Below are 20873 nucleotides of genomic sequence, written 5' to 3' on the forward strand. Positions count from 1 at the left end.
ACCATCACTGACGCGCATACGACGAAGGCGCCCTCGGGATGCGAGGGCTTCGTCGCTTGTTCCGGCGCGGTCAGGGCTTGCCGCGCATGATGGCCTGCTTCACCTCCGCGATCGCCTGCGTCACCTGGATTCCGCGCGGGCAGGCGTCGGTGCAGTTGAAGGTCGTGCGGCAGCGCCACACGCCCTCCTTGTCGTTGAGGATGTCGAGGCGCACCTGCGCGTTGTCGTCGCGCGAGTCGAAGATGAAGCGGTGCGCGTTGACGATCGCCGCCGGGCCGAAGTACTGGCCGTCGGTCCAGAACACCGGGCAGGACGACGTGCACGCGGCGCAGAGGATGCACTTGGTGGTGTCGTCGAAGCGGGCGCGGTCGGCGACGGACTGGATGCGCTCCTTGCCCTTCTCGGGCTTCGTGCTCGCGACCAGGAACGGCTGGACCTCGCGGTAGCTCGCGAAGAACGGCTCCATGTCGACGATGAGGTCCTTCTCGAGCGGGAGGCCCTTGATCGCCTCGACGTAGATCGGCTTGGAGATGTCCAGGTCTTTGATCAGCGTCTTGCAGGCGAGGCGGTTGCGGCCGTTGATGCGCATCGCGTCCGAGCCGCAGATGCCGTGGGCGCACGAGCGGCGGAACGTCAGCGAGCCGTCCTGCTCCCACTTGATCTTGTGCAGCGCGTCGAGGATACGGTCGGTCGGGAAGAGCTCGACGTCGAAGTCCTGCCAGCGCGGCTCGGTGTCCGCGTCTGGGTCGAATCGGCGGATGATGAGCGTCACGGTGAACGACTGGATGGGGGCCTCGGGGGCCGGGGGAGTCTCGAGCACGGCGTTGGACATCAGTACTTCCTCTCCATCGGTTGGTAGCGGGTCACGACGACCGGCTTCCAGTCGAGCGTGATGTGGTCTGCCGCGTCGGCGGAGTGCGGGTCGCCGGTGAGGTAAGCCATCGTATGCTGCATGTAGTTCTCGTCGTCGCGCTTCGGGTAGTCGTCGCGCATGTGGCCACCGCGCGACTCCTTGCGGTTGCGTGCGGAGAAGACGACGACCTCGGCGAGGTCGAGCAGGAACCCCAGCTCGACGGCCTCCAGGAGGTCGGTGTTGAAGCGCTTGCCTTTGTCTTGCACGACGATGTTCTTGTAGCGCTCGCGCAGGGCGTGGATGGTGCCGGTGACCTTCTCGAGCGACTCGTCGGTGCGGAACACCTGGGCGTTCCTGTCCATCTCGTCCTGGAGCTCCTTGCGGATCGCCGCGATTCGCTCGGTGCCGGTGGAGGCGCGCAGACCGTCGATCATCTCACGGACGCCCTTGGCGGGGTCGGCGGGCAGCGGGACGGCGGTGGCGGTCTTGACGTACTCGACCGCGTTGTTGCCTGCGCGCTTGCCGAACACGTTGATGTCGAGCAGCGAGTTGGTGCCGAGGCGGTTGGATCCGTGCACCGACACACAGGCGCACTCGCCGGCGGCGTACAGGCCCGGGACGACCGTCGTGTTGTCGCGCAGCACCTCGGCGTTGTTGTTGGTCGGGATGCCGCCCATCGCGTAGTGCGCGGTCGGCATCACCGGCACCGGCTCCACGACCGGATCGACACCCAGGTAGGTGCGCGCGAACTCGGTGATGTCGGGGAGCTTGGTCTCCAGGACCTCCGCACCCAGGTGGGTGCAGTCGAGGAGCACGTAGTCCTTGTGCGGGCCGGCACCGCGGCCTTCCGCGACCTCCTGCACCATGCAGCGTGCGACGATGTCGCGCGGTGCGAGGTCTTTGATAGTCGGGGCGTAGCGCTCCATGAACCGCTCGCCGCTAGCGTTGCGGAGGATCGCGCCCTCGCCTCGGGCGCCCTCGGTGAGGAGGATGCCGAGCCCGGCGAGGCCGGTCGGGTGGAACTGGAAGAACTCCATGTCCTCCAGTGGAAGTCTCTTGCGCCAGATGATGCCGACACCGTCACCGGTGAGGGTGTGCGCGTTGGAGGTTGTCTTGAAGATCTTGCCGAAGCCGCCGGTGGCGAAGACGATCGCCTTCGAGTGGAAGACGTGCAGCTCGCCGGTCGCGAGCTCGTACGCCACGACGCCCGCCGGCTGCTCGAGGCCCTCGACCTCGTTCATGATCACGTCGAGGACGTAGAACTCGTTGAAGAAATTGATGCCGAGCTTGACGCAGTTCTGGAACAGCGTCTGCAGGATCATGTGACCGGTGCGGTCGGCCGCGTAGCAGGCCCGGCGCACCGGCGCCTTGCCGTGGTCACGGGTGTGACCGCCGAAGCGGCGCTGGTCGATCTTGCCCTCGGGCGTGCGGTTGAACGGCAGGCCCATGTTCTCGAGGTCGATGACCGCGTCGATGGCCTCTTTGGCGAGGATCTCCGCGGCGTCCTGGTCGACGAGGTAGTCGCCGCCCTTAACGGTGTCGAAGGTGTGCCACTCCCAGCTGTCCTCCTCGACGTTGGCGAGCGCCGCGGCCATGCCGCCCTGCGCCGCGCCGGTGTGGGAGCGGGTGGGGTAGAGCTTCGAGATCACCGCGGTCTTCGCGTGCGGGCCGGCCTCGATGGCCGCGCGCATGCCGGCGCCGCCGGCGCCGACGATGACGATGTCGAACTCGTGGTAATGGACGCCGTCGATGACGGTGGATTCGGTGGATTCGGTGGTTTCAGTTGTCACAGCTGTTGATTTCCGTCAGTCAGTCACTTGGCCGGGCAGAACGAAGGCAGGTCGGCCGCGTGGGCGCCCACCGGGCACGGGTCGAAGGTGAAGATCACGAGCGTGCCGAGCAGGACCAGCACGACGACTGCCGCGGCGATCGCCCACTTGAGGATGCGGTTCACGGTGCGGTTGTGCGCGTAGTCGTTGACCAGTGTGCGCATGCCGTTGCCGCCGTGGATGAGCGCGAGCCAGAGCATGAGGAGGTCCCAGACCTGCCAGAACGGCGTGGCGTACTTGCCGGCGACGAACGCAAAGTCGATCTGCTGGACGCCGTCGCCGAGGACGAGGTTGATCAGCAGGTGGCCGAAGATCAGGATGACCAGCAGCACGCCGGAGGCGCGCATGTAGATCCAGCCCCACTTCTCCCAGTTGACGCCTTTGCGGGCCGGACGGGCCGGTGTGCGAGGTGCCTCGATGGTCGTCACGTCAGTTCACCTCCGAGAAGATGTGTATGAGCTGGGTCGGCACGAAACCGGCCATCAGGACGACCCAGAGCACGATGACGATCCAGAACATGACCTTCTGGTACTTGACGCCCTTGCTCCAGAAGTCGATCAGGATGATCCGGATGCCGTTGAAGGCGTGGAAGATGACCGCCGCGACCAGCGCCATCTCTCCGAATCCCATGATCGGGTTCTTGTAGGTCCCGATCACCGCGTTGTACGCTTCGGGGCTGACCCGGACGAGCGAGGTGTCGAGGATGTGGACGAGGAGGAAGAAGAAGATGGCGACGCCGGTGATGCGGTGAAGCACCCACGACCACATGCCCTCCCGGCCGCGGTACAGTGTGCCGCCCGGCCTCGACTTCGTCGGTTGCAGGGTCCCTGCCGCTTGCTCTGGCACGAACAACCCTCCCTGGTTGCGATCGCTGAAAGAAGGCGCACGAAGCGCGTGGCAAGTCTATGCCGCGTGCCCCTCGGGCGCTGCTTAGGGTGCCCTTGGTTATCTCGACGTCGAGATAATTGCGGGAGGCTCGGACGGTTGACCGGGTGGGTTGGCGGCGTACCGTCCACGGCATGACGCAGGACGAACCGATCATGGACGGCAGCACCGATGCCGGGCGTGGCGAGAGGATCAGTGGCATCATCGAGCAGATGCGCGCCGACCTGCAGTTGCGGCCCTTGGAGGGCAGCGAGCGGGCGCTCCGCCAGCGGCTCGACGACGCCGGGATCCAGCTCAGCGACGAGGAGATCTCGCGGATCGCGAGAGACGTGCAAAGCGGTCCCTCGGTCGTCGACTGACCAGGCAGGTCAGAGCACGTCCGTCGAGCCGGCGACCTTGAGGGCGTCGACCACCGATTTGACGCGCTGCGCATTGTCCGTGGTCGTCACCAGCAGCGCGTCGGGCGTGTCGACGATCACGATGTCCTTCACCCCGATGAGGCTGATGACCCGCTTCGTCTGACTGACCACGATGCCGCTGGAGGCGTCGGCGAGCACGCGGGCGTCGGCGCCGAGGATCGCCAGGTCGGTCGTGCGGCCTCCCGAGTTGAGCTTGGAGAGGGACGCGAAGTCCCCGACGTCGTCCCAGTCGAAGTAGCCGGGGATCACGGCGAGCCGGCCGGCGGCCGCCGCGGGCTCGGCGACCGCGTAGTCGATGGCGATCTTCTCGAGGTTCGGCCAGATGCGGTCGACAGCCGGCCCGCGGGCCGCGGGGTCGTCCCACGCCGCCGCAAGCTCGAGCAGCCCAGCCAGCAGCTCCGGCTTCGACCGTCCGATCTCCTCGAGGAGGCGGTCGGCCCTGGTGATGAACATGCTGGCGTTCCAGAGGTACGAGCCGCTGGCGAGAAAGCCCTCGGCCGTGACGAGGTCGGGCTTCTCGACGAAGGACTCGACGGCGAGGGCGCTCGGGGCGCCCGCCAGTGTCAGCGCGCCACCGCAATGGATGTAGCCGAAGCCGATCGCCGGCTCGGTGGGCTTGATGCCGATGGTGGTGATGTAGCCCTGGTCCGCGGCGGCGACCGCCTCTTTCACCGCGACGGCGAACAGGCGCTGGTTGTGGATGACGTGATCGGCCGCGAAGGATCCGATGATCACACCGGGCTCGCGGCGCTCGAGGATGGCGGCGGCCAGGCCGATCGCGGCCGTCGAGTCGCGCGGCTCCGACTCCAGGACGACGTTGGCGTCGGCCAGCGTGGGGAGCTGGGCCTCCACGGCGGCGCGGTGCGCGCGCCCGGTGACGACCATGATCCGCTGCTCGCCCGAGATCGGGCTCAGTCGGTCCCAGGTGTCGCGCAGCAGCGTGTGACCGGAACCCGTGAGATCGTGCAGGAACTTCGGGGCGTCCGCCCGGGACAGCGGCCACAGCCGTGAGCCGATCCCGCCGGCCGGGATGACGCTGTAGAACCGGTCGAGCACGCGAGGAGTTGTCATGGCGAAAGGATACCGAGCCGTCCCGGTCACCTTCTGTTCACAGCTGGGTCATTCCGCACCGCGACACTGAAGGCGACGTGGGACGCCGCCACGTGCAGCCGTCGGGCAGGCGGCGCGCGTACAGTTAGGTGGCTCCGTCGCCCGGTGGCCCAGGTCATCGGGCGTCGCCGAGCCGTCTGACGTATCCGCACGCACCAGGAGGTGAACCATGGCGAACCCGAACCGACGCGGCATCCCGATGCCCTTCGTGTCCCGAGCCCGGCGGGTCGATCCTCCCAGTTCGCCGGCTCCCGTGCTGACGGAGCCGCGGCCGGCCTCCCGCAGCAGCATGGTCGACAGTGCGATCTACGCCGACGGCGTGCGGGTGGCCTCCCCGCACACCCTGGCCGAGACCTACCGGGCCCTCGACGAGACGCCGGGCGGTGTCGCCTGGATCGGGCTGTACCGGCCCAGCGAGAAGGAGCTGCTGTCGCTGGCGGAGGAGTTCAGCCTCCACCCGCTCGCCATCGAGGACGCGATCGTCGCGCATCAGCGGCCCAAGCTGGAGCGCTACGACTCGGTGCTGTTCGTGGTGCTCAAGGCGGCGAACTACCTCGACGTGCCGGAGGAGGTCGACTTCGGCGAACTCCACCTGTTCGTCGGCCCGAACTTCGTCATCACCGTGCGTCACAGCGAGTCGCCCGACCTGTCGACGGTCCGGCACCGGATGGAGCGCGAGCGCGAGCTGCTCGCGCTGGGGCCACAGGCCATCCTCTACGCCATCATCGACGCGGTGGTCGACGCCTACAGCCCGGTCGTCGCCGGTCTCGCCAACGATATCGACGAGATCGAGACGCAGGTGTTCGGCGGGGACGCCCTGGTCTCCCGCCGCATCTACGAACTGTCGCGGGAGGTCATCGACTTCCAGCGCGCGACGCACCCGCTGTCGGCGGTCATGGTGGCGCTGGAACGCGGCTCGGCCAAGTACGGTGTCACCGAGGAGCTGGAACGCCGTCTGCGCGACGTCGCCGACCACCTCACGCAGGTGAACGAGCGTGTCGACGGGTTCCGCTACCTGCTCCGCGACATCCTGACGGTGAATTCGACGCTCGTGTCGGAGCGCCAGAACGAGGAGATGACGCGGCTCGCGCACTCCACCCACCGGCAGGGCGAAGAGGTCAAGAAGATCTCCTCCTGGGCGGCGATCCTGTTCGCGCCTACGCTCATCGCGGGCATCTACGGGATGAACTTCACGAACATGCCCGAGCTGGAATGGCCGCTCGGCTACCCGCTGGCCGTGCTGGCGATGGTGGGGCTGAGCGCGCTGCTGTACGCCGTGTTCAAGAAGCGCGGCTGGATGTAGCGGAGGGTCTGCTCCCCTTCGAGGGACGCCGGACGACCGTCGCCGTTGGCACCTGCTCAAATGAGCAGGTGCCAACGGCGCGCGCGTTTGTAACGCTTGCATGAAGAAGCCGGATTTTCGATCAGAGCCGTTCGTCACATTCGGTAACGTGCACTGCATACACTGGCCTTCCGGCACCAGCGGGAGGCCTGCACCTTGGAGGACTACCTTGACAATCACAGCCCGTAAGGCCGGCCTCGTCGGCCTGGCGGTGACCGGCGTCGTCGCGCTGCTCGCCGCGTGTTCGGCTGCCCCCTCGGACAATTCGTCCACGGCGGCGGCGAACAGCAAGTTCCTGCCCTGCATGGTCTCCGACTCTGGTGGATTCGACGACCACTCGTTCAACCAGCTCGGCTACGAGGGCCTCCAGCAGGCCGCAAGCACCCTCGGCGTCAAGTACAACAAGGCCGAGTCGAAGAGCGAGAACGACTTCGCCCCGAACATCCAGAGCATGGTCGACGCGAACTGCAACCTGATCGTCACCGTCGGCTTCCTGCTCGCCGACGCGACCAAGAAGGCCGCAGCCGCGAACCCCGACGTCGACTTCGCGATCATCGACGACAACTCGATCACCGCCAAGAACGTCAAGCCGATCATCTTCGACACCGCCCAGGCGGCGTTCCTCGCCGGCTACGCGGCCGCGAGCTACACCAAGACCGGCATCGTCGGCACCTTCGGCGGCATGCAGATCCCGACCGTCACCATCTTCATGGACGGCTTCGCTGACGGCGTGAAGTACTTCAACGACCAGAAGAGCAAGTCGGTCAAGGTCGTCGGCTGGGACGTCGTCAAGCAGAACGGCTCCTTCACCGGTGGCTTCGACGCCAACGAGACGGCCAAGAATACCGCTCAGGGCATCATCGACCAGAACGCCGACGTCATCATGCCGGTCGGCGGCCCGATCTACCAGTCGGCCGCGCAGGCCATCCGCGACTCCGGCAAGCCGATCGCGATGATCGGTGTCGACGCCGACGTCTACCAGTCCGACCCGACCGTGAAGGACCTGCTCCTCACCTCGGTCATGAAGGGCATGAAGCCGGCCACCAACGACGTGGTCACCCAGGCCGCGAAGGGCAAGTTCGACAGCACGCCGTACGTCGGCACGCTGAAGAACGACGGCGTCGGCATCGCTCCGTTCCACAACTTCGCCTCGAAGGTGGACTCGAGCCTGCAGGGCGAACTCGACAAGATCAAGGCCGGCATCATCGACGGCTCGATCAAGGTCACCTCGCCCTCGTCGCCGTAGCAGTAACCGGCACGACAGCACTCGACGGGGAGGTCAGCGCTTTCGCTGGCCTCCCCGTCGCACGTCCGGCGCAGTCTTGTCGGGGGCGCTCGTTTGAGCACACACTGACATATGCGCAGAAAGGTAGGGTGAGGAAGCGCATCGTGGCCGCGAGCCGTTGTCGCGTGCCTCACCTCAGTAGTCTCTATGCTCACCCGGGCGAGTAGAGAAGGAACCCACCCGAAATGAAGCTCGAACTTCGCGGCATCACCAAACGGTTCGGTGCCCTGGTCGCGAACGACCACATCGATCTCACGGTCGAACCCGGCGAGATCCACTGCCTGCTCGGCGAGAACGGTGCAGGTAAGTCGACGCTGATGAACGTGCTCTACGGCTTCTATCAGGCCGACGAGGGCGAGATCCTGCTCGACGACGAGGCTCAGCATTTCGCCGGCCCCGGTGACGCCATGAAGGCCGGCATCGGCATGGTCCACCAGCACTTCATGCTGATCCCCGTCTTCACCGTCGCCGAGAACGTCATGCTCGGCCACGAGCAGACCAAGCTCGGCGGTCGGCTCGATCTGGCGGCCGCTCGCGCGAAGGTGCGCGAGATCTCGGCCCGGTTCGGTTTCCACGTCGACCCCGACGCTCTCGTCGAGGACCTTCCGGTCGGCGTGCAGCAGCGTGTGGAGATCATCAAGGCGCTCTCGCAGAACGCCAAGGTGCTGGTCTTCGACGAGCCCACCGCCGTGCTGACCCCGCAGGAGACCGATGAGCTGATGGCGATCATGCGCCAGCTCAAGGAGCAGGGCACCGCGATCGTGTTCATCACGCACAAGCTGCGCGAGGTGCGGGAGGTCGCCGACCGCATCACCGTCATCCGGCTCGGCAAGGTGGTCGGCGAGACCGAGCCCACCGCGACCAACGCCGAGATGGCCTCTATGATGGTCGGCCGCGCCGTCTCGCTCACCGTCGAGAAGGGGGAGGCGAACCCGGGTGCGCCAGCGCTCGTCGTCAGCGACCTCTCGGTGATCGACCCGATCGGCCAGCTCGTGGTGAACAAGGTGAGCTTCGAGGTCCGCGCGGGCGAGATCCTCGCCATCGCCGGCGTGCAGGGCAACGGCCAGACCGAGCTGACGGAGGCCATCCTCGGCCTGCAGCCGCGGGTCGAGGGCGAGATCCTCCTCGACGGCGAGCCCATCCAGGGCCGCAGCCCGCGCAAGGTGCTCGACGCCGGTGTCGGCTTCATCCCGGAGGACCGGAACGAGGACGGCCTCGTGGGGGAGTTCAGCATCCAGGAGAACCTGATGCTCGACCGCTCGACGAGCGCCCCGTTCGTCAAGGGCGGCACGATCCAGTTCTCGTACCTCAAGGACTTCGCCGACGAGAAGGTGCGCGAGTTCGACGTGCGCACCCAGTCCAGCGACAGCAAGGTCGGCCGGCTCTCGGGCGGCAATGCGCAGAAGGTGGTGCTCGCGCGCGAGCTCAGCCGCGACCTCCGCCTCTTCGTCGCGGCGCAGCCGACGCGCGGCCTCGACGTGGGATCGATCGAGTTCGTGCACAAGCGCATCGTCGCGACGCGCGACGCGGGCGTGCCCGTGATCGTGGTGTCCACCGAGCTCGACGAGGTGGCGGCGCTCGCCGACCGCATCGCTGTGATGTACCGCGGGGGGATCGTCGGAATCGTGCCGGGGAACACCTCGCGCGACGTCCTCGGCCTCATGATGGCCGGCGAGTCGCCGGAGCAGGCAGGAGCAGCAGCATGACCGGGACTCCCACGCCCAGCCAGCCCGTGGCGCCGGCCCAGCCCGCGCAGCCGGGGCAGCCGGCCGCGAAGCCGCAGAACGACGACCGCTGGAACAAGGCGATCCGCGACATCATGGGCGGCCCGGTGGTCATCTCCATCCTGGCCGTCGTGCTGGCGCTCATCGTCGGAGCGATCCTGATCGCGTTCACGGACCCGGGCGTGCAGAAGGCCTCCGTCTACTTCTTCGCCCGGCCGGGCGACACCTTCTCGGCGATCTGGAGCGCCGTGTCGAGCGCGTACACGTCGATGTTCCAGGGCGCGATCTACAACTTCGGCCGGCCGACGTTCGCGGCGGGGATCCGCCCGCTGACCGAGACGCTGACCTTCGCGACGCCGCTCATCGTCGCCGGTCTCGGCGTGGCGCTGGCGTTCCGCGTGGGCCTGTTCAACATCGGTGGCCAAGGTCAGCTGCTGATCGGTGCGGCCGCTGCCGCGTGGGTGGGCTTCTCGTTCCACCTGCCTCCGGTCATCCACCTGGTCGTCGCGGTTCTCGCCGGTATCGCCGGTGCCGCGATCTGGGCCGGCATCGTCGGCCTCCTGAAGGCGAGGACGGGCGCGCACGAGGTGATCGTGACGATCATGCTCAACTACATCGCGTTCTACCTGATCTCGTACATGCTGCGCACCCAGGGCCTGCTGCAGGCGCCGGGGTCGAACAACCCGAAGGCGCCGCCGATCCACGCCAACGCGGTGTTCCCTCCGCTGCTGGGCGTGCAGTACAACCTCACCTGGGCGTTCGTCGTGGTGATCGCTGCGACCGTCTTCGTGTGGTGGCTGATCAACCGGTCGAGCCTCGGCTTCCGCTTCCGCGCGGTGGGAGAGAACCCCAGCGCCGCGCGCGTCGCCGGCATCAACGTCAAGAACATCTACGTGTACGCCATGCTCCTCGCCGGAGCCCTCGTCGGCGTCGCGGGTGCCAGCCAGGCGCTCGGCGTCTTCCCTGCCGGCATCAGCTCGGGCGTCGACGCAGGCATCGGCTTCGACGCGATCACCGTCGCGCTGCTCGGCCGGTCGCGGCCGTGGGGCGTGTTCGTCGCCGGCCTCCTCTTCGGCGCGCTCAAGGCCGGCGGCTACACGATCCAGGCGGGCGGCATCCCGATCGACATCGTGCTGGTCATGCAGTCCCTCATCGTGCTCTTCGTCGCCGCGCCGCCGCTGGTGCGGGCGATCTTCCGCCTCCCGACGCCCGGGAGCACGCCCCGCAGACAGCGACCCATCGTCACGAAGGAGGTGGCGGCCAAGTGAGCACCGCGGCCCCCGTCGTCCCCGACTCCTCGCCGATCGTCCTCGAGAAGGCCGAGATCCGCTCCTGGAAGGCGCCCATCGCCTTCGGCGTGTTCGTCGTCCTCAGCGTCATCCTGTTCTTCGGGTTCCCGCGCCACGGCGCCAGCACCTTCCGTTTCTCGGAGAACTCCGACGCGATCAAACTGCCGAACCTCACCGTCGACACCCAGGTCACGACGGTCGCCGTCACCATCCTGCTGGCGATCCTCACCGCGATCAGCGGCTGGTACTCCTGGAAGGCGCGCAAGACCCCGATCTGGATGGTCGTCCTCTTCGCGCTGATCTTCATGTTCGGCTTCCTGGCCTGGGCGGACTCGGGCAGCCCCTATCCCGTGCCGATCACGGGCCTGTTCCTCGGGACGATCAGTCTCGCCGTCCCGCTGGTGTTCGGCGCGCTGGGCGGTGTCATCTCCGAGCGGGGCGGTGTCGTGAACGTGGCCATCGAGGGCCAGCTCCTGGCCGGGGCGTTCGTGTCGGCGATGACCGCGACACTGACCGGCAGCTGGGCCGTCGGCCTCATCGCTGCCATGGTCGCGGGCGTCCTCGTCTCATTCGTCCTCGCCGCCTTCGCGATCAAATACCTGGTCGACCAGGTGATCGTCGGAGTCGTGCTCAACGTCCTGGTCGTCGGCCTGACGAACTTCCTGTACTCGCAGGTGCTCGCGGTGGACCCGCCGGTGTTGAACCACCCGCCTCGGCTGCCGAGCTGGCCCATCCCGCTGCTCAGCGAGATCCCGGTCGTCGGCAAGGTGCTGTTCGACCAGTCGATCATCGAATACCTGATGTACATCGCCGTGTTCGTCGTCTGGTACGGGCTGTTCAAGACCCGCTGGGGCCTGCGCCTGCGCTCCGTCGGCGAGCACCCGGAGGCCGCGGACACGGTCGGCATCAACGTCAACAGCACGCGCTTCTGGAACGTGTCGCTCGCGGGCGCGGTCGCCGGCCTCGGCGGCGCGTACTTTACGCTCGGCTCGGTGGGCGCCTTCTCCAAGGAGATGACCGCCGGTCAGGGCTTCATCGCGCTAGCAGCCGTGATCTTCGGGCGCTGGGACCCGATCCGGGCGACCCTCGCGGCACTGCTGTTCGGCTTCGCGACGAACCTGCAGAACGTGCTCAGCATCATCGGCTCGCCGGTCCCGAGCGAGTTCATGCTGATGCTGCCGTACGTCGTGACGATCTTCGCGGTCGCCGGGCTCGTCGGGGTGTCGCGTGCGCCGGCCGCGGACGGAAAGCCGTACATCAAGTCATGACCGGGCAGCAGATCGACTGGGCCGCGCTCCGGGCGGAAGCGAACAGGGCGATGACGCACGCCTACGTGCCGTACTCGAAGTTCCCTGTGGGAGCGGCGGCGCTGGTGGACGACGGCCGCATCATCAGCGGCTGCAACGTGGAGAACGCCAGCTACGGTATCACCCTGTGCGCCGAGTGCGGCCTGGTGTCCTCCCTCGCGATGACCGGCGGCGGCCGACTGGTCGCCTTCACCTGTGTCAACGGCGACGGCGACACGTTGATGCCATGCGGTCGCTGCCGGCAGCTGCTCTACGAGCACTCCGCCGAGGGAATGCTGCTGGAGACCGTCTCCGGCATCCGCACGATCGACCAGGTGCTGCCGGACGCCTTCGGGCCGCGGCAGCTCGCCGCCTACGCCGACGAGCACAGTACGACAAACGACACAGTATGACCAACGACGTAGGGGTTACATCTTCGTGAGCACCGCAGGAGCGGTCGAGGCGTTCGACGCCGTCGACCTGATCAGGACCAAGCGCGACAGGGGCGAGCTGAGCCGTGCCGAGATCGACTGGCTGGTCGACGCGTACACGCGCGGCTATGTCGGCGACGAGCAGATGTCGGCTATGACGATGGCGATCTTCCTCAACGGGATGACCCGCCGCGAGATCAAGGACCTCACCCTGGCGATGATCGCGTCGGGCGAGCGGATGGACTTCTCCGGCCTCGGCAAGCCCACGGCCGACAAGCACTCCACCGGCGGTGTCGGCGACAAGATCACCCTGCCTCTGATGCCGCTCGTCGCCGCATTCGGCGTCGCGGTCCCGCAGCTCTCGGGCCGTGGGCTCGGCCACACGGGAGGCACGCTCGACAAGCTCGAGAGCATCCCCGGCTGGCGCGCGAACCTCAGCAACGAGGAGATGTTCGCTCAACTCCGCAACCAGGGCGGTGTGATCTGCGCGGCCGGTTCGGGGCTCGCTCCCGCGGACGGCAAGCTGTACGCGCTCCGCGACATCACCGGCACGGTGGAGGCCATCCCCCTGATCGCGTCCTCCATCATGTCGAAGAAGATCGCCGAGGGAACCGGCGCGCTTGTGCTCGACGTCAAGTTCGGTTCCGGCGCCTTCCTCAAGGAGATCGAGCAGTCGCGCGAACTCGCCCGCACGATGGTCGAGCTCGGCAGGGACGCGGGCGTCGCGACCTCCGCGCTGCTCACCGACATGAACGTCCCGCTGGGCCTCGCGATCGGCAACGCGAACGAGGTGCGCGAGTCGGTCGAGGTGCTCGCCGGCGGCGGCCCCGCCGACATCGTCGAGCTGACGGTCGCGCTCGCGCGTGAGATGCTGACGCTCGCCGGTCGCCCGGACGCCGACGTGGAGGCCGCGCTGCAGGACGGCCGCGCCATGGACAAGTGGCGCGAGACCATCCGCGCCCAGGGCGGCGACCCCGACGCGGCACTCCCGGTCGCCCGCGAGACGCACACGGTCGTCGCGGAGGCGGACGGCGTGCTGGTCGAGCAGCAGGCACTCCCGTTCGGGATCGCGGCGTGGCGTCTGGGCGCCGGACGCGCTCGCAAGCAGGACCCGGTGCAGCACGCCGCCGGCATCGACCTCCACGCCAAGCCCGGTGACGAGGTGCGCGCGGGCCAGCCGCTGTTCACCCTCTCGGCCGACGAGCCGGCTCGCTTCGAGCGCGCCCTGGAGGCCCTCGACGGCGCCTACCGCATCGCACCCCCCGGCACCCCCGTCCCCCGCACCCCCCTCATCGCCGAGCGCATCGCCTAGCAGCCGCCGAGTACGCAGATAATCGGTCAGAAACCGCCGACTACACGGATTGTCTGCGTACTCGGCGGCTGCCTGCTGGAGGACGCAGGACAGTAGATTGGGAGACATGAGCTTGAACGAGAACGACGGCGCGTACACGCTGAGCGACGGGACCGACATCCGCGCGCTGCCCAAGGTGTCGCTGCACGATCACCTGGACGGCGGCCTGCGGCCCGCGACGGTGCTGGAACTCGCCGACGGGATCGGCCTCGAGCTCCCGGCGAACGACCCGGTGGCGCTCGGCGCCTGGTTCGCCGCGAAGTCCAACTCGGGCTCGCTCGTGGAGTACCTCAAGACCTTCGACCTGACGACAGCCGTGATGCAGACGCGTGAGGGGCTGACCCGCGTCGCCCGCGAGTTCGTGCAGGACCTCGGCGCCGACGGAGTCGTGTACGGCGAGATCCGCTGGGCTCCCGAGCAGCACCTCACCCGCGGCCTCAGCCTCGACGAGACCGTGGAGGCCGTGCAGGACGGCCTCGAGCAGGGCATCGACGACGTGCGCGCGACCGGGCGTCGCATCCGCGTGGGCCAGCTGGTGAGCGCCATGCGCCACACCGACCGCAGCCTCGAGATCGCCGAGCTCGCCGTGCGCCACCGCGACCGCGGAGCCGTCGGCTTCGACATCGCCGGTCCGGAGGCGGGATTCCCGCCCTCGAACCACCGTGCCGCGTTCGACTACCTCGCCGCGAGCTTCTTCCCGTCGACCGTGCACGCGGGCGAGGCGGACGGCCTCGAGAGCATCCGCAGCGCCCTCCTCGACGGCCGCGCGCTGCGCCTCGGCCACGGCGTGCGCCTCGCCGAAGACATCACGATCGAGCGCCAGGACGACGAGAACACCTACGTCACGCTCGGAACGCTGTCGCAGTGGGTCAAGGACCGCGAGATCGCGCTCGAGACCAGCCCGACCTCCAACCTGCAGACGGGCGCGATCGCGGCATGGGGCGACGACATCCTCGACCACCCGTTCGATCTGCTGTACCAGCTCGGCTTCCGGGTGACGGTCAACACCGACAACCGCCTGATGAGCGGCACCACACTCACGCGCGAGCTGAGCATCCTCGCCGACGCGTTCTCCTACGACCGCACCGACCTCGAGATCTTCCAGCTGAACGCCGCTGCGGGGGCCTTCCTCCCGGTCGAGCAGCGCGAGGAACTGGCCGAGATCATCACAGCGGGTTTCGAGGGTTCGTGACGCGCTAACGCGTACGCTGGACACATGCCGCTGCCACCGTTGCCCGACTCCGCTGTGACCGTCGGCGCCCACGCCTCCGACTGGCGCGACGCCGTGGAGCTGGCGGGGGAGGCGCTGACGCGTTCCGGCGCGACGGAACAGGAGTACGGTGCTCGGATGATCCAGGTGATCGAGGAGTTCGGCGCCTACATCGTGATCGCCCCCGGCCTCGCGCTGGCCCACGCTCGTCCGGGTCCCGACGTGCACCACGACGGGCTCTCAGTCGTGACGCTCGACGAGCCTGTGGTGTTCGGCCACCCGCACAACGACCCGGTCTCGGTGGTGATCGGCCTCGCCGTTTCGACGCCCGAGGGCCACGTGACGAGCGTGGCCGAGCTCGCCAACGTATTCAACGACCCGGAGGCCATCCCGGCGCTGGCCGCGGCACCCGACGTCGCGGAGGTGCAGCGCATCCTCACGCTCACCGAGGACGCAGCGCGGTGAGGATCGTCGCGATCTGCGGCGCAGGCATCGGCACCTCCGGAATTCTGAAAGTGAACGCCGAGCGCGTTCTCGAGCGTCTCGGCCTCGACGCCGACGTCACCGCGGCAGACGTCGCGAGCGTGAACACCGCGGCGAGCGACGCGCAGATCATCCTCACCTCCCCGGAGCTGGTCGATCGGATCGGCCCGACCAACGCCGACATCATCGTGGTGCAGAACTACTTCGACCTCGACGAGCTGGAGCAGAAGCTCGACGAGGCCCTGGGCTGACCTGCGCCGACGTCACGAATGTCGCCTCTGGCAGGTCCCACGGGTGACATTCGTGACGAATCGACGACGCTCAGTCTCCGAGGGCGCCGAGCCCGCGCAGTGCGGCCCCGGCGGCGGAGGCCACGAGAGCGTCGTCGGTGTCGGCGTCGGCCGCGGTGTGGTCGGTGAGCACGGCCATCACGATCGGCTTTCCGGTTTCGCGCCAGAGCACGGCGATGTCGTTGCGGGTGCCATGGTCGGCGCTTCCGGTCTTGTCGCCGACCGTCCAGTCTGACGGGGCGACGGAACGGATCAGCTTATCGCCCGTGGTGTTGCCGACCAGCCAGGTCTTCAGCTGTGCGCGGCCGTCTGCCGCAAGGGCGGAGCCGAGCGCGTAGGCGCGCAGGTCGGTCGCGAGCGCGCGCGGCGTGCTGGTGTCAGCGGTCGCGCCCGGCGTGAGCTCGTTCAGCTGCGGTTCGACGCGTTCCGCCCGGGTGACCGTGTCGCCGATCTTCTGCAGAGCGGACTGGAATCCGGCAGGACCGCCGAGCGCGTCGAACAGCAGGTTGCCCGCGGTGTTGTCGCTGTAGCGCACCGCGGCGTCCGCGATCTCGCGGAGCGTCATCCCGGTCGCGATGTGCTGTTCGGTGATCGGGGAGTAAGTGACCAGCTGGTCGGACGTGTAGGCGACCGGGGTGTCGAGCCCGCCGGCCGGCGGGTCGGCGAGCACGGCGGCGGCCGCGAGGGCCTTGTACGTGGAGGCGTAGCCGAAGCGCGCGTCGGCACGATAGGCGATCTGCTTCCCCGTTCCCGTGTCGATCGCGTAGACGCCGACTCGCGCGTCGTGCTCCGACTCCAGGGCCGTGAACTCCTTCTGCGCCGCGCTGGCGAGCGCGTCGGCGGGGGCCGACGGGGTGGCGGTCGATGTGCTCGTCGGGCCTCCGTCCGCCGCGGGCGCGCATCCCGCGAGCAGGCCGACCACGATCACGGGAACGACGAACTGGAATTTCACACGCATTATCCCAGCTTCGACCATTCCCGGCCGCGGGTCAAACCCGCACTCAGCCCGTCAGGACGCGCATCGCCTCCGCGAGAGCGGCGACGCGACCCGTAGCCTCCATACGCCGTTCCTCGACCGAGCCCTCGTCGCTGGACGCGTCGATGTAGATCTTCAGCTTCGGCTCGGTGCCGCTGGGGCGGACCATCACGCGCGACCCGTCGGCGAGGACGATGCGCAGCACATCGCTCGGCGGGAGGCCGGCGAAACCGTCGCGCAGGTCGTCGATGTGGTCGACCGCGACGGCGCCCAGACGGCTCGGCGGCGTCGATCGCAGGGCGGCCATGATCTCGCCGATGCGGGAGAGGTCGGTGACGCGGATCGAGATCTGGTCGCTGGCGAAGTAGCCGAACCGCTCCGCGAACGCGTCGAGGTGGTCGGCGATGGTCCGGCCGGACGCCGCGAGCTCGTTCGCGAGGTCGAGGAACGCGGTCGCGGCGGAGATGCCGTCCTTGTCGCGGATGGTCTGCGGGTTGACCAGGTAGCCGAGCGCCTCCTCGTAGCCGTAGATCAGCCCGGGCGCTCGGGACACCCACTTGAAGCCGGTCAGCGTGTCGGCGAAGTCGAGATGGTAGGCGGCGGCGACGGCGGCGAGGGCGGGCGAGGAGACGATGGAGCACGCGAGCGCTCCGAACGCCGCACCATCGGTCGCCGCGCGCTCGGTGAGCTCGGCTGCGCGCCAGCCCAGCAGCGCCCCCACTTCGTTGCCGCTCAGGCGCCGGAATCCGTCGGTCGACGCGGAGTCGGGGATGGCGACGGCGAGCCGGTCGGCGTCGGGGTCGTTGGCGATGATCAGGTCGACGCCGGCGTCGCGGGCGGTCGCGTACGACAGGTCCATCGCGCCGGGCTCCTCCGGGTTGGGGAACGAGACCGTCGGGAACGCGGGGTCGGGATCGCGCTGGGCGGCGACGACCACCGGCCGCGAGAAGCCGACGCGTTCGAAAACGGCCTCGGCCGTTCGCCATCCGACGCCGTGCATCGCGGTGTACGCGAACGAGACGGCGTCGCGCGGCGCAGCCGTCGTCGCGACGGCTGCGGTCGCCTCGACGTAGGCGAGCTCCAGGTCGGGCGAGGCGATCTCGAACTGCTCCGAGCGCGGGAGGTCGCCCACGTCGCCCTTCGCCACCTCCAGGATGTGCGCGGCGATCTCGGTGTCGGTGGGCGAGACGATCTGCGAGCCGTGGTTCTCGCCACCGAGGTAGACCTTGTAGCCGTTGTCGTTCGGCGGATTGTGGCTCGCGGTCACCATGACGCCGGCGCTGGCGTCGAGATGGCGCACGGCGAACGCGAGCACCGGGGTCGGCAGCAGACGCGGCAGCAGCACGGCGCGCACACCGGCTCCCGCCATCAGCTCGGCGGTGTCGCGAGCGAAGACGTCGGAGTTCTTACGGCCGTCGTAGCCGATGACGACCGACGGCTGCGTGCCCTCCGCGTGCTCCTGGAGCCAGTGGGCGAACCCGGCGGCGGCCTGCGCGACCAGCACCCGGTTCATCCGGTTCGGGCCCGCGGCGATCCCACCGCGGAGACCCGCCGTGCCGAACTCCAGCCGGGTGTCGAAGCGCGAGCGGAGGTCGTCGACGGCCTCTACCGAGCCGGCCTCCGCCGCGACGACGAGCGACTCGAGCTCCGCACGCGTCTCGGGGTCGGGGTCCTGCGCCAGCCAGGCGCGCGCGTCGGCGAGCAGCTGGGAGGTGTCGTCCGTGTTCACCGTGTCGTGCGTGCTCACAGGGCCTCCACGATCTGGGCGAGCAGCGCGCTGATCACCGGTTCTGCCTCCCGCCCGGCGTCGATGACCTCCTGGTGGCTGAGCGGTGTCTTCTGGATGCCCGCTGCGAGGTTGGTGACCAGCGACATGGCGAGGATCTCCATGCCGGCCTGGCGGGCGGCGATGGCCTCCAACGCGGTCGACATGCCGACGATGTGACCGCCGATCGCCTTGGCCATCTGCACCTCGGCGGGCGTCTCGTAATGCGGGCCGCGGAATTGCGTGTACACGCCCTCGTCGAGGGTCGGGTCGATCGTGCGGGCCAGGTCGCGGAGCCGCTTCGAGTAGAGGTCGGTGAGGTCGATGAACGTCGCGCCTTCGAGCGGGGAGTCGGCCGTCAGGTTGATGTGGTCGCTGATGAGCACGGGGGTGCCCGGCTTCCAGTTCTCCTTGATGCCGCCCGCGCCGTTGGTGAGCACCATCGTGGTGGCCCCGGCCGCCGCCGCCGTGCGGACGCTGTGCACGACTCGGCGCACGCCGTGGCCCTCGTAGTAGTGCGTACGGGCGCCGATCACCAGCGCGTGCTTGCCGTTCTGGAGGCGGATCGAGCGCAGGGTGCCGACGTGGCCCTCCAGCGCCGGTCTGCTGAACCCGACGATCTCGTGCGCGGGGATGGTGGCCACGGTCTCGCCGATGAGGTCGGCCGCCTTGCCCCAACCGCTGCCGAGCGTCAGCGCGATGTCGTGCTTCTCGACCCCGGTCTTCGCGGCGAGCTGCGCCGCCGCCTGGCTCGCGATCTCGAACGGGTCGATGGCGGGGGCGTCGAGCGGGTTCTGGGTGGTTTCGAGCATGAGCCAACTCTACTGAGCGGCCTCGCCGGGTACAGGGTGGTCGTCGCCGCGCATCGGTGCACCGGCTATACGGAAGAATGATGGGCATGGCCTATGAATTCGAGCGGAAGCAGCGGATCGCCGTGCTCGGCGGCGGCCCGGGCGGTTACGAGGCGGCGCTCGCCGGCGCGCAGCTCGGCGCGGACGTCACGCTCGTGGAGCGCTCCGGCGTCGGCGGCTCGGCCGTCATCACGGATGTCGTCCCCTCGAAGAGCCTCATCGCCACCGCGGAGGCCACCAACTCCATCGCCGAGGCGGCCGACCTCGGCGTGCAGTTCTTCACGCGGGGCACGAGCGGCAAGCCGGTGCGTCCCGAGATCGCGGTGAACCTCGCCGCGGTCAACAAGCGCCTGATGGGGCTCGCGCGCCAGCAGTCGGAGGACATGCGGGCGCAGCTCGTGCGAGCGGGCGTGCGCATCGTGACCGGCGAGGGCCGGCTCGACGGCGACGGCGCGATCATCGTCTCGACCGGCATGGGCTCCTCCGGCACCGATTTCGACCGGGTGGAGGCCGACACGATCGTGATCGCCGTGGGCGCGAGCCCGCGAATCCTGTCGTCCGCGGTGCCCGACGGGGAGCGTGTCCTCACCTGGACACAGCTCTACGACTTGGCCACCGTGCCGGAGCACCTCATCGTCGTCGGATCGGGCGTCACCGGCGCCGAGTTCGCGTCGGCCTACACCGCGCTCGGATCCAAGGTCACGTTGATCTCGTCGCGCGACCAGGTCCTCCCGGGCGAGGACGCCGACGCGGCGCGCGTCATCGAGAACGTCTTCAAGCGCAACGGCATGCAGGTGCTCTCGAAGTCCCGTGCCGAGTCGGTCGTCCGCACGGACACCGGGGTCGTCGCGACCCTCACCGACGGGCGAACCGTCGAGGGCAGCCACTGTCTGATGGCCGTGGGATCCACCCCGAACACCACGGGCATCGGGCTCGAGGAGGCAGACGTGCAGCTCACGCCGTCCGGGCACATCCGCGTCAACCGGGTCGCCCGCACCTCGATCCCGAACATCTACGCGGCGGGCGACTGCTCCGATCTGCTGCCGCTGGCCTCCGTCGCGTCGATGCAGGGGCGCACGGCGGTCTTCCACGCGATGGGCGACGCCGTGAACCCGATCGAGCTGCGCAATGTGACGAGCAACATCTTCACCCAGCCCGAGATCGCGACCGTGGGCTGGAATCAGAAGCAGATCGAGGAGGGCATCGCCCAGGGCGACATCTACAAGCTCGCCCTCAAGTCGAACCCGCGCGCGAAGATGCTCGGCATCCGCGACGGCTTCGTGAAGCTGTTCGCCCGCACCGGGTCCGGCACCGTGATCGGCGGCGTCATCGTCGCCCCGCGGGCCTCCGAGCTGATCTTCCCGCTCGCCCTGGCGGTGGAGCACCGGCTTACGGTCGACCAGGTCGCGAGGGCGTTCACGGTCTACCCGTCGCTGTCCGGCTCGATCTCGGACGCCGCGCGCGCGATGCACATCGTGCTCTAGTCGGGAGCGG

20 protein-coding genes are annotated in these 20873 nt (G+C 68.5%); 12 read left to right on the plus strand and 8 right to left on the minus strand.

Translation table 11 applies throughout. The annotated features are described in order from the left end of the window. Positions 1-70 precede the first annotated feature (70 nt). From ACPPVW_RS11165 to sdhC, 4 genes are read right to left on the minus strand one after another with little or no spacing between them, the layout of a single operon-like run. Positions 71-832 (minus strand): succinate dehydrogenase iron-sulfur subunit, encoded by a 762-nt coding sequence (locus tag ACPPVW_RS11165; RefSeq protein WP_426623193.1) that lies wholly within the window; start codon positions 830-832, stop codon positions 71-73. Further along, entirely contained in the window at positions 832-2643 is a 1812-nt protein-coding gene (sdhA, locus tag ACPPVW_RS11170; protein ID WP_426623194.1) for a succinate dehydrogenase flavoprotein subunit, read from the minus strand. The genes ACPPVW_RS11165 and sdhA overlap by 1 nt, the downstream gene beginning before the upstream one ends. Positions 2644-2666: 23 nt before the next feature. Next, positions 2667-3110, minus strand: coding sequence for a succinate dehydrogenase hydrophobic membrane anchor subunit (locus ACPPVW_RS11175; protein ID WP_426623195.1), 444 nt, complete (start codon positions 3108-3110; stop codon positions 2667-2669). Between the two features lies 1 nt (position 3111). Continuing rightward, the gene (gene sdhC / locus ACPPVW_RS11180) at positions 3112-3528 is read right to left on the minus strand and encodes a succinate dehydrogenase, cytochrome b556 subunit (protein ID WP_426623196.1); all 417 of its coding nucleotides are present in this window, start codon (positions 3526-3528) and stop codon (positions 3112-3114) included. 173 nt (positions 3529-3701) lie between these two features. On the opposite strand from sdhC, the gene ACPPVW_RS11185 reads away from it, so the two are divergent. After that, positions 3702-3926, plus strand: coding sequence for a hypothetical protein (locus ACPPVW_RS11185; protein ID WP_426623197.1), 225 nt, complete (start codon positions 3702-3704; stop codon positions 3924-3926). 9 nt (positions 3927-3935) lie between these two features. On the opposite strand, the gene ACPPVW_RS11190 is transcribed toward ACPPVW_RS11185, so the two are convergent. Then, on the minus strand, positions 3936-5057 hold the full coding sequence (locus ACPPVW_RS11190; protein ID WP_426623198.1) for a mannose-1-phosphate guanylyltransferase: 1122 nt from the start codon (positions 5055-5057) through the stop codon (positions 3936-3938). Positions 5058-5265: 208 nt separating this feature from the next. Here ACPPVW_RS11190 and ACPPVW_RS11195 point away from each other — a divergent pair, with 208 nt between their 5' ends. The 10 genes from ACPPVW_RS11195 (at position 5266) to ACPPVW_RS11240 (ending at position 15748) form a co-directional block, all read left to right on the plus strand. After that, the gene (locus tag ACPPVW_RS11195; protein ID WP_426623199.1) at positions 5266-6399 is read left to right on the plus strand and encodes a magnesium and cobalt transport protein CorA; all 1134 of its coding nucleotides are present in this window, start codon (positions 5266-5268) and stop codon (positions 6397-6399) included. A gap of 208 nt (positions 6400-6607) precedes the next feature. Beyond that, positions 6608-7684, plus strand: a complete 1077-nt coding sequence (locus ACPPVW_RS11200) for a BMP family lipoprotein (protein ID WP_426623200.1) — start codon at positions 6608-6610, stop codon at positions 7682-7684. Between the two features lie 224 nt (positions 7685-7908). After that, entirely contained in the window at positions 7909-9429 is a 1521-nt protein-coding gene (locus tag ACPPVW_RS11205) for an ABC transporter ATP-binding protein (RefSeq protein ID WP_426623201.1), read from the plus strand. Next, positions 9426-10715, plus strand: coding sequence for an ABC transporter permease (locus ACPPVW_RS11210; protein WP_426623202.1), 1290 nt, complete (start codon positions 9426-9428; stop codon positions 10713-10715). Before ACPPVW_RS11205 ends, ACPPVW_RS11210 begins: the two co-directional genes overlap by 4 nt. Then, positions 10712-12004: an ABC transporter permease gene (locus tag ACPPVW_RS11215; RefSeq protein ID WP_426623203.1), complete on the plus strand. Its 1293-nt coding sequence runs from the start codon at positions 10712-10714 to the stop codon at positions 12002-12004. The genes ACPPVW_RS11210 and ACPPVW_RS11215 overlap by 4 nt, the downstream gene beginning before the upstream one ends. After that, positions 12001-12435: a cytidine deaminase gene (locus ACPPVW_RS11220; protein WP_426623204.1), complete on the plus strand. Its 435-nt coding sequence runs from the start codon at positions 12001-12003 to the stop codon at positions 12433-12435. The genes ACPPVW_RS11215 and ACPPVW_RS11220 overlap by 4 nt, the downstream gene beginning before the upstream one ends. A 25-nt stretch (positions 12436-12460) precedes the next feature. Beyond that, positions 12461-13765, plus strand: coding sequence for a thymidine phosphorylase (locus ACPPVW_RS11225; RefSeq protein WP_426623205.1), 1305 nt, complete (start codon positions 12461-12463; stop codon positions 13763-13765). A gap of 106 nt (positions 13766-13871) precedes the next feature. Beyond that, positions 13872-14996, plus strand: coding sequence for an adenosine deaminase (locus ACPPVW_RS11230; protein WP_426623206.1), 1125 nt, complete (start codon positions 13872-13874; stop codon positions 14994-14996). Positions 14997-15020: 24 nt separating this feature from the next. Then, positions 15021-15479 (plus strand): PTS sugar transporter subunit IIA, encoded by a 459-nt coding sequence (locus tag ACPPVW_RS11235; protein ID WP_426623207.1) that lies wholly within the window; start codon positions 15021-15023, stop codon positions 15477-15479. Continuing rightward, on the plus strand, positions 15476-15748 hold the full coding sequence (locus ACPPVW_RS11240) for a PTS sugar transporter subunit IIB (protein WP_426623208.1): 273 nt from the start codon (positions 15476-15478) through the stop codon (positions 15746-15748). Before ACPPVW_RS11235 ends, ACPPVW_RS11240 begins: the two co-directional genes overlap by 4 nt. 70 nt (positions 15749-15818) lie before the next feature. Here the strand turns inward: ACPPVW_RS11240 and bla are convergent, their stop codons facing one another. Genes bla through ACPPVW_RS11255 form a run of 3 tightly spaced genes read right to left on the minus strand, consistent with a single transcriptional unit; the run spans position 15819 to position 19340 of the window. Further along, positions 15819-16745, minus strand: coding sequence for a class A beta-lactamase (bla, locus tag ACPPVW_RS11245; protein ID WP_426623209.1), 927 nt, complete (start codon positions 16743-16745; stop codon positions 15819-15821). A gap of 43 nt (positions 16746-16788) precedes the next feature. Then, positions 16789-18510 (minus strand): phospho-sugar mutase, encoded by a 1722-nt coding sequence (locus ACPPVW_RS11250; protein WP_426623210.1) that lies wholly within the window; start codon positions 18508-18510, stop codon positions 16789-16791. Beyond that, complete coding sequence (locus ACPPVW_RS11255) at positions 18507-19340, minus strand: purine-nucleoside phosphorylase (protein WP_426623211.1); 834 nt, start codon at positions 19338-19340, stop codon at positions 18507-18509. The genes ACPPVW_RS11250 and ACPPVW_RS11255 overlap by 4 nt, the downstream gene beginning before the upstream one ends. A gap of 86 nt (positions 19341-19426) precedes the next feature. On the opposite strand from ACPPVW_RS11255, the gene ACPPVW_RS11260 reads away from it, so the two are divergent. After that, positions 19427-20863, plus strand: coding sequence for an NAD(P)H-quinone dehydrogenase (locus ACPPVW_RS11260; RefSeq protein WP_426623212.1), 1437 nt, complete (start codon positions 19427-19429; stop codon positions 20861-20863). Positions 20864-20873 lie beyond the last annotated feature (10 nt).

Origin of the sequence: Leifsonia sp. McL0607, assembly GCF_049993355.1 — a bacterium.
Classification (GTDB): Bacteria; Actinomycetota; Actinomycetes; order Actinomycetales; family Microbacteriaceae; genus Leifsonia.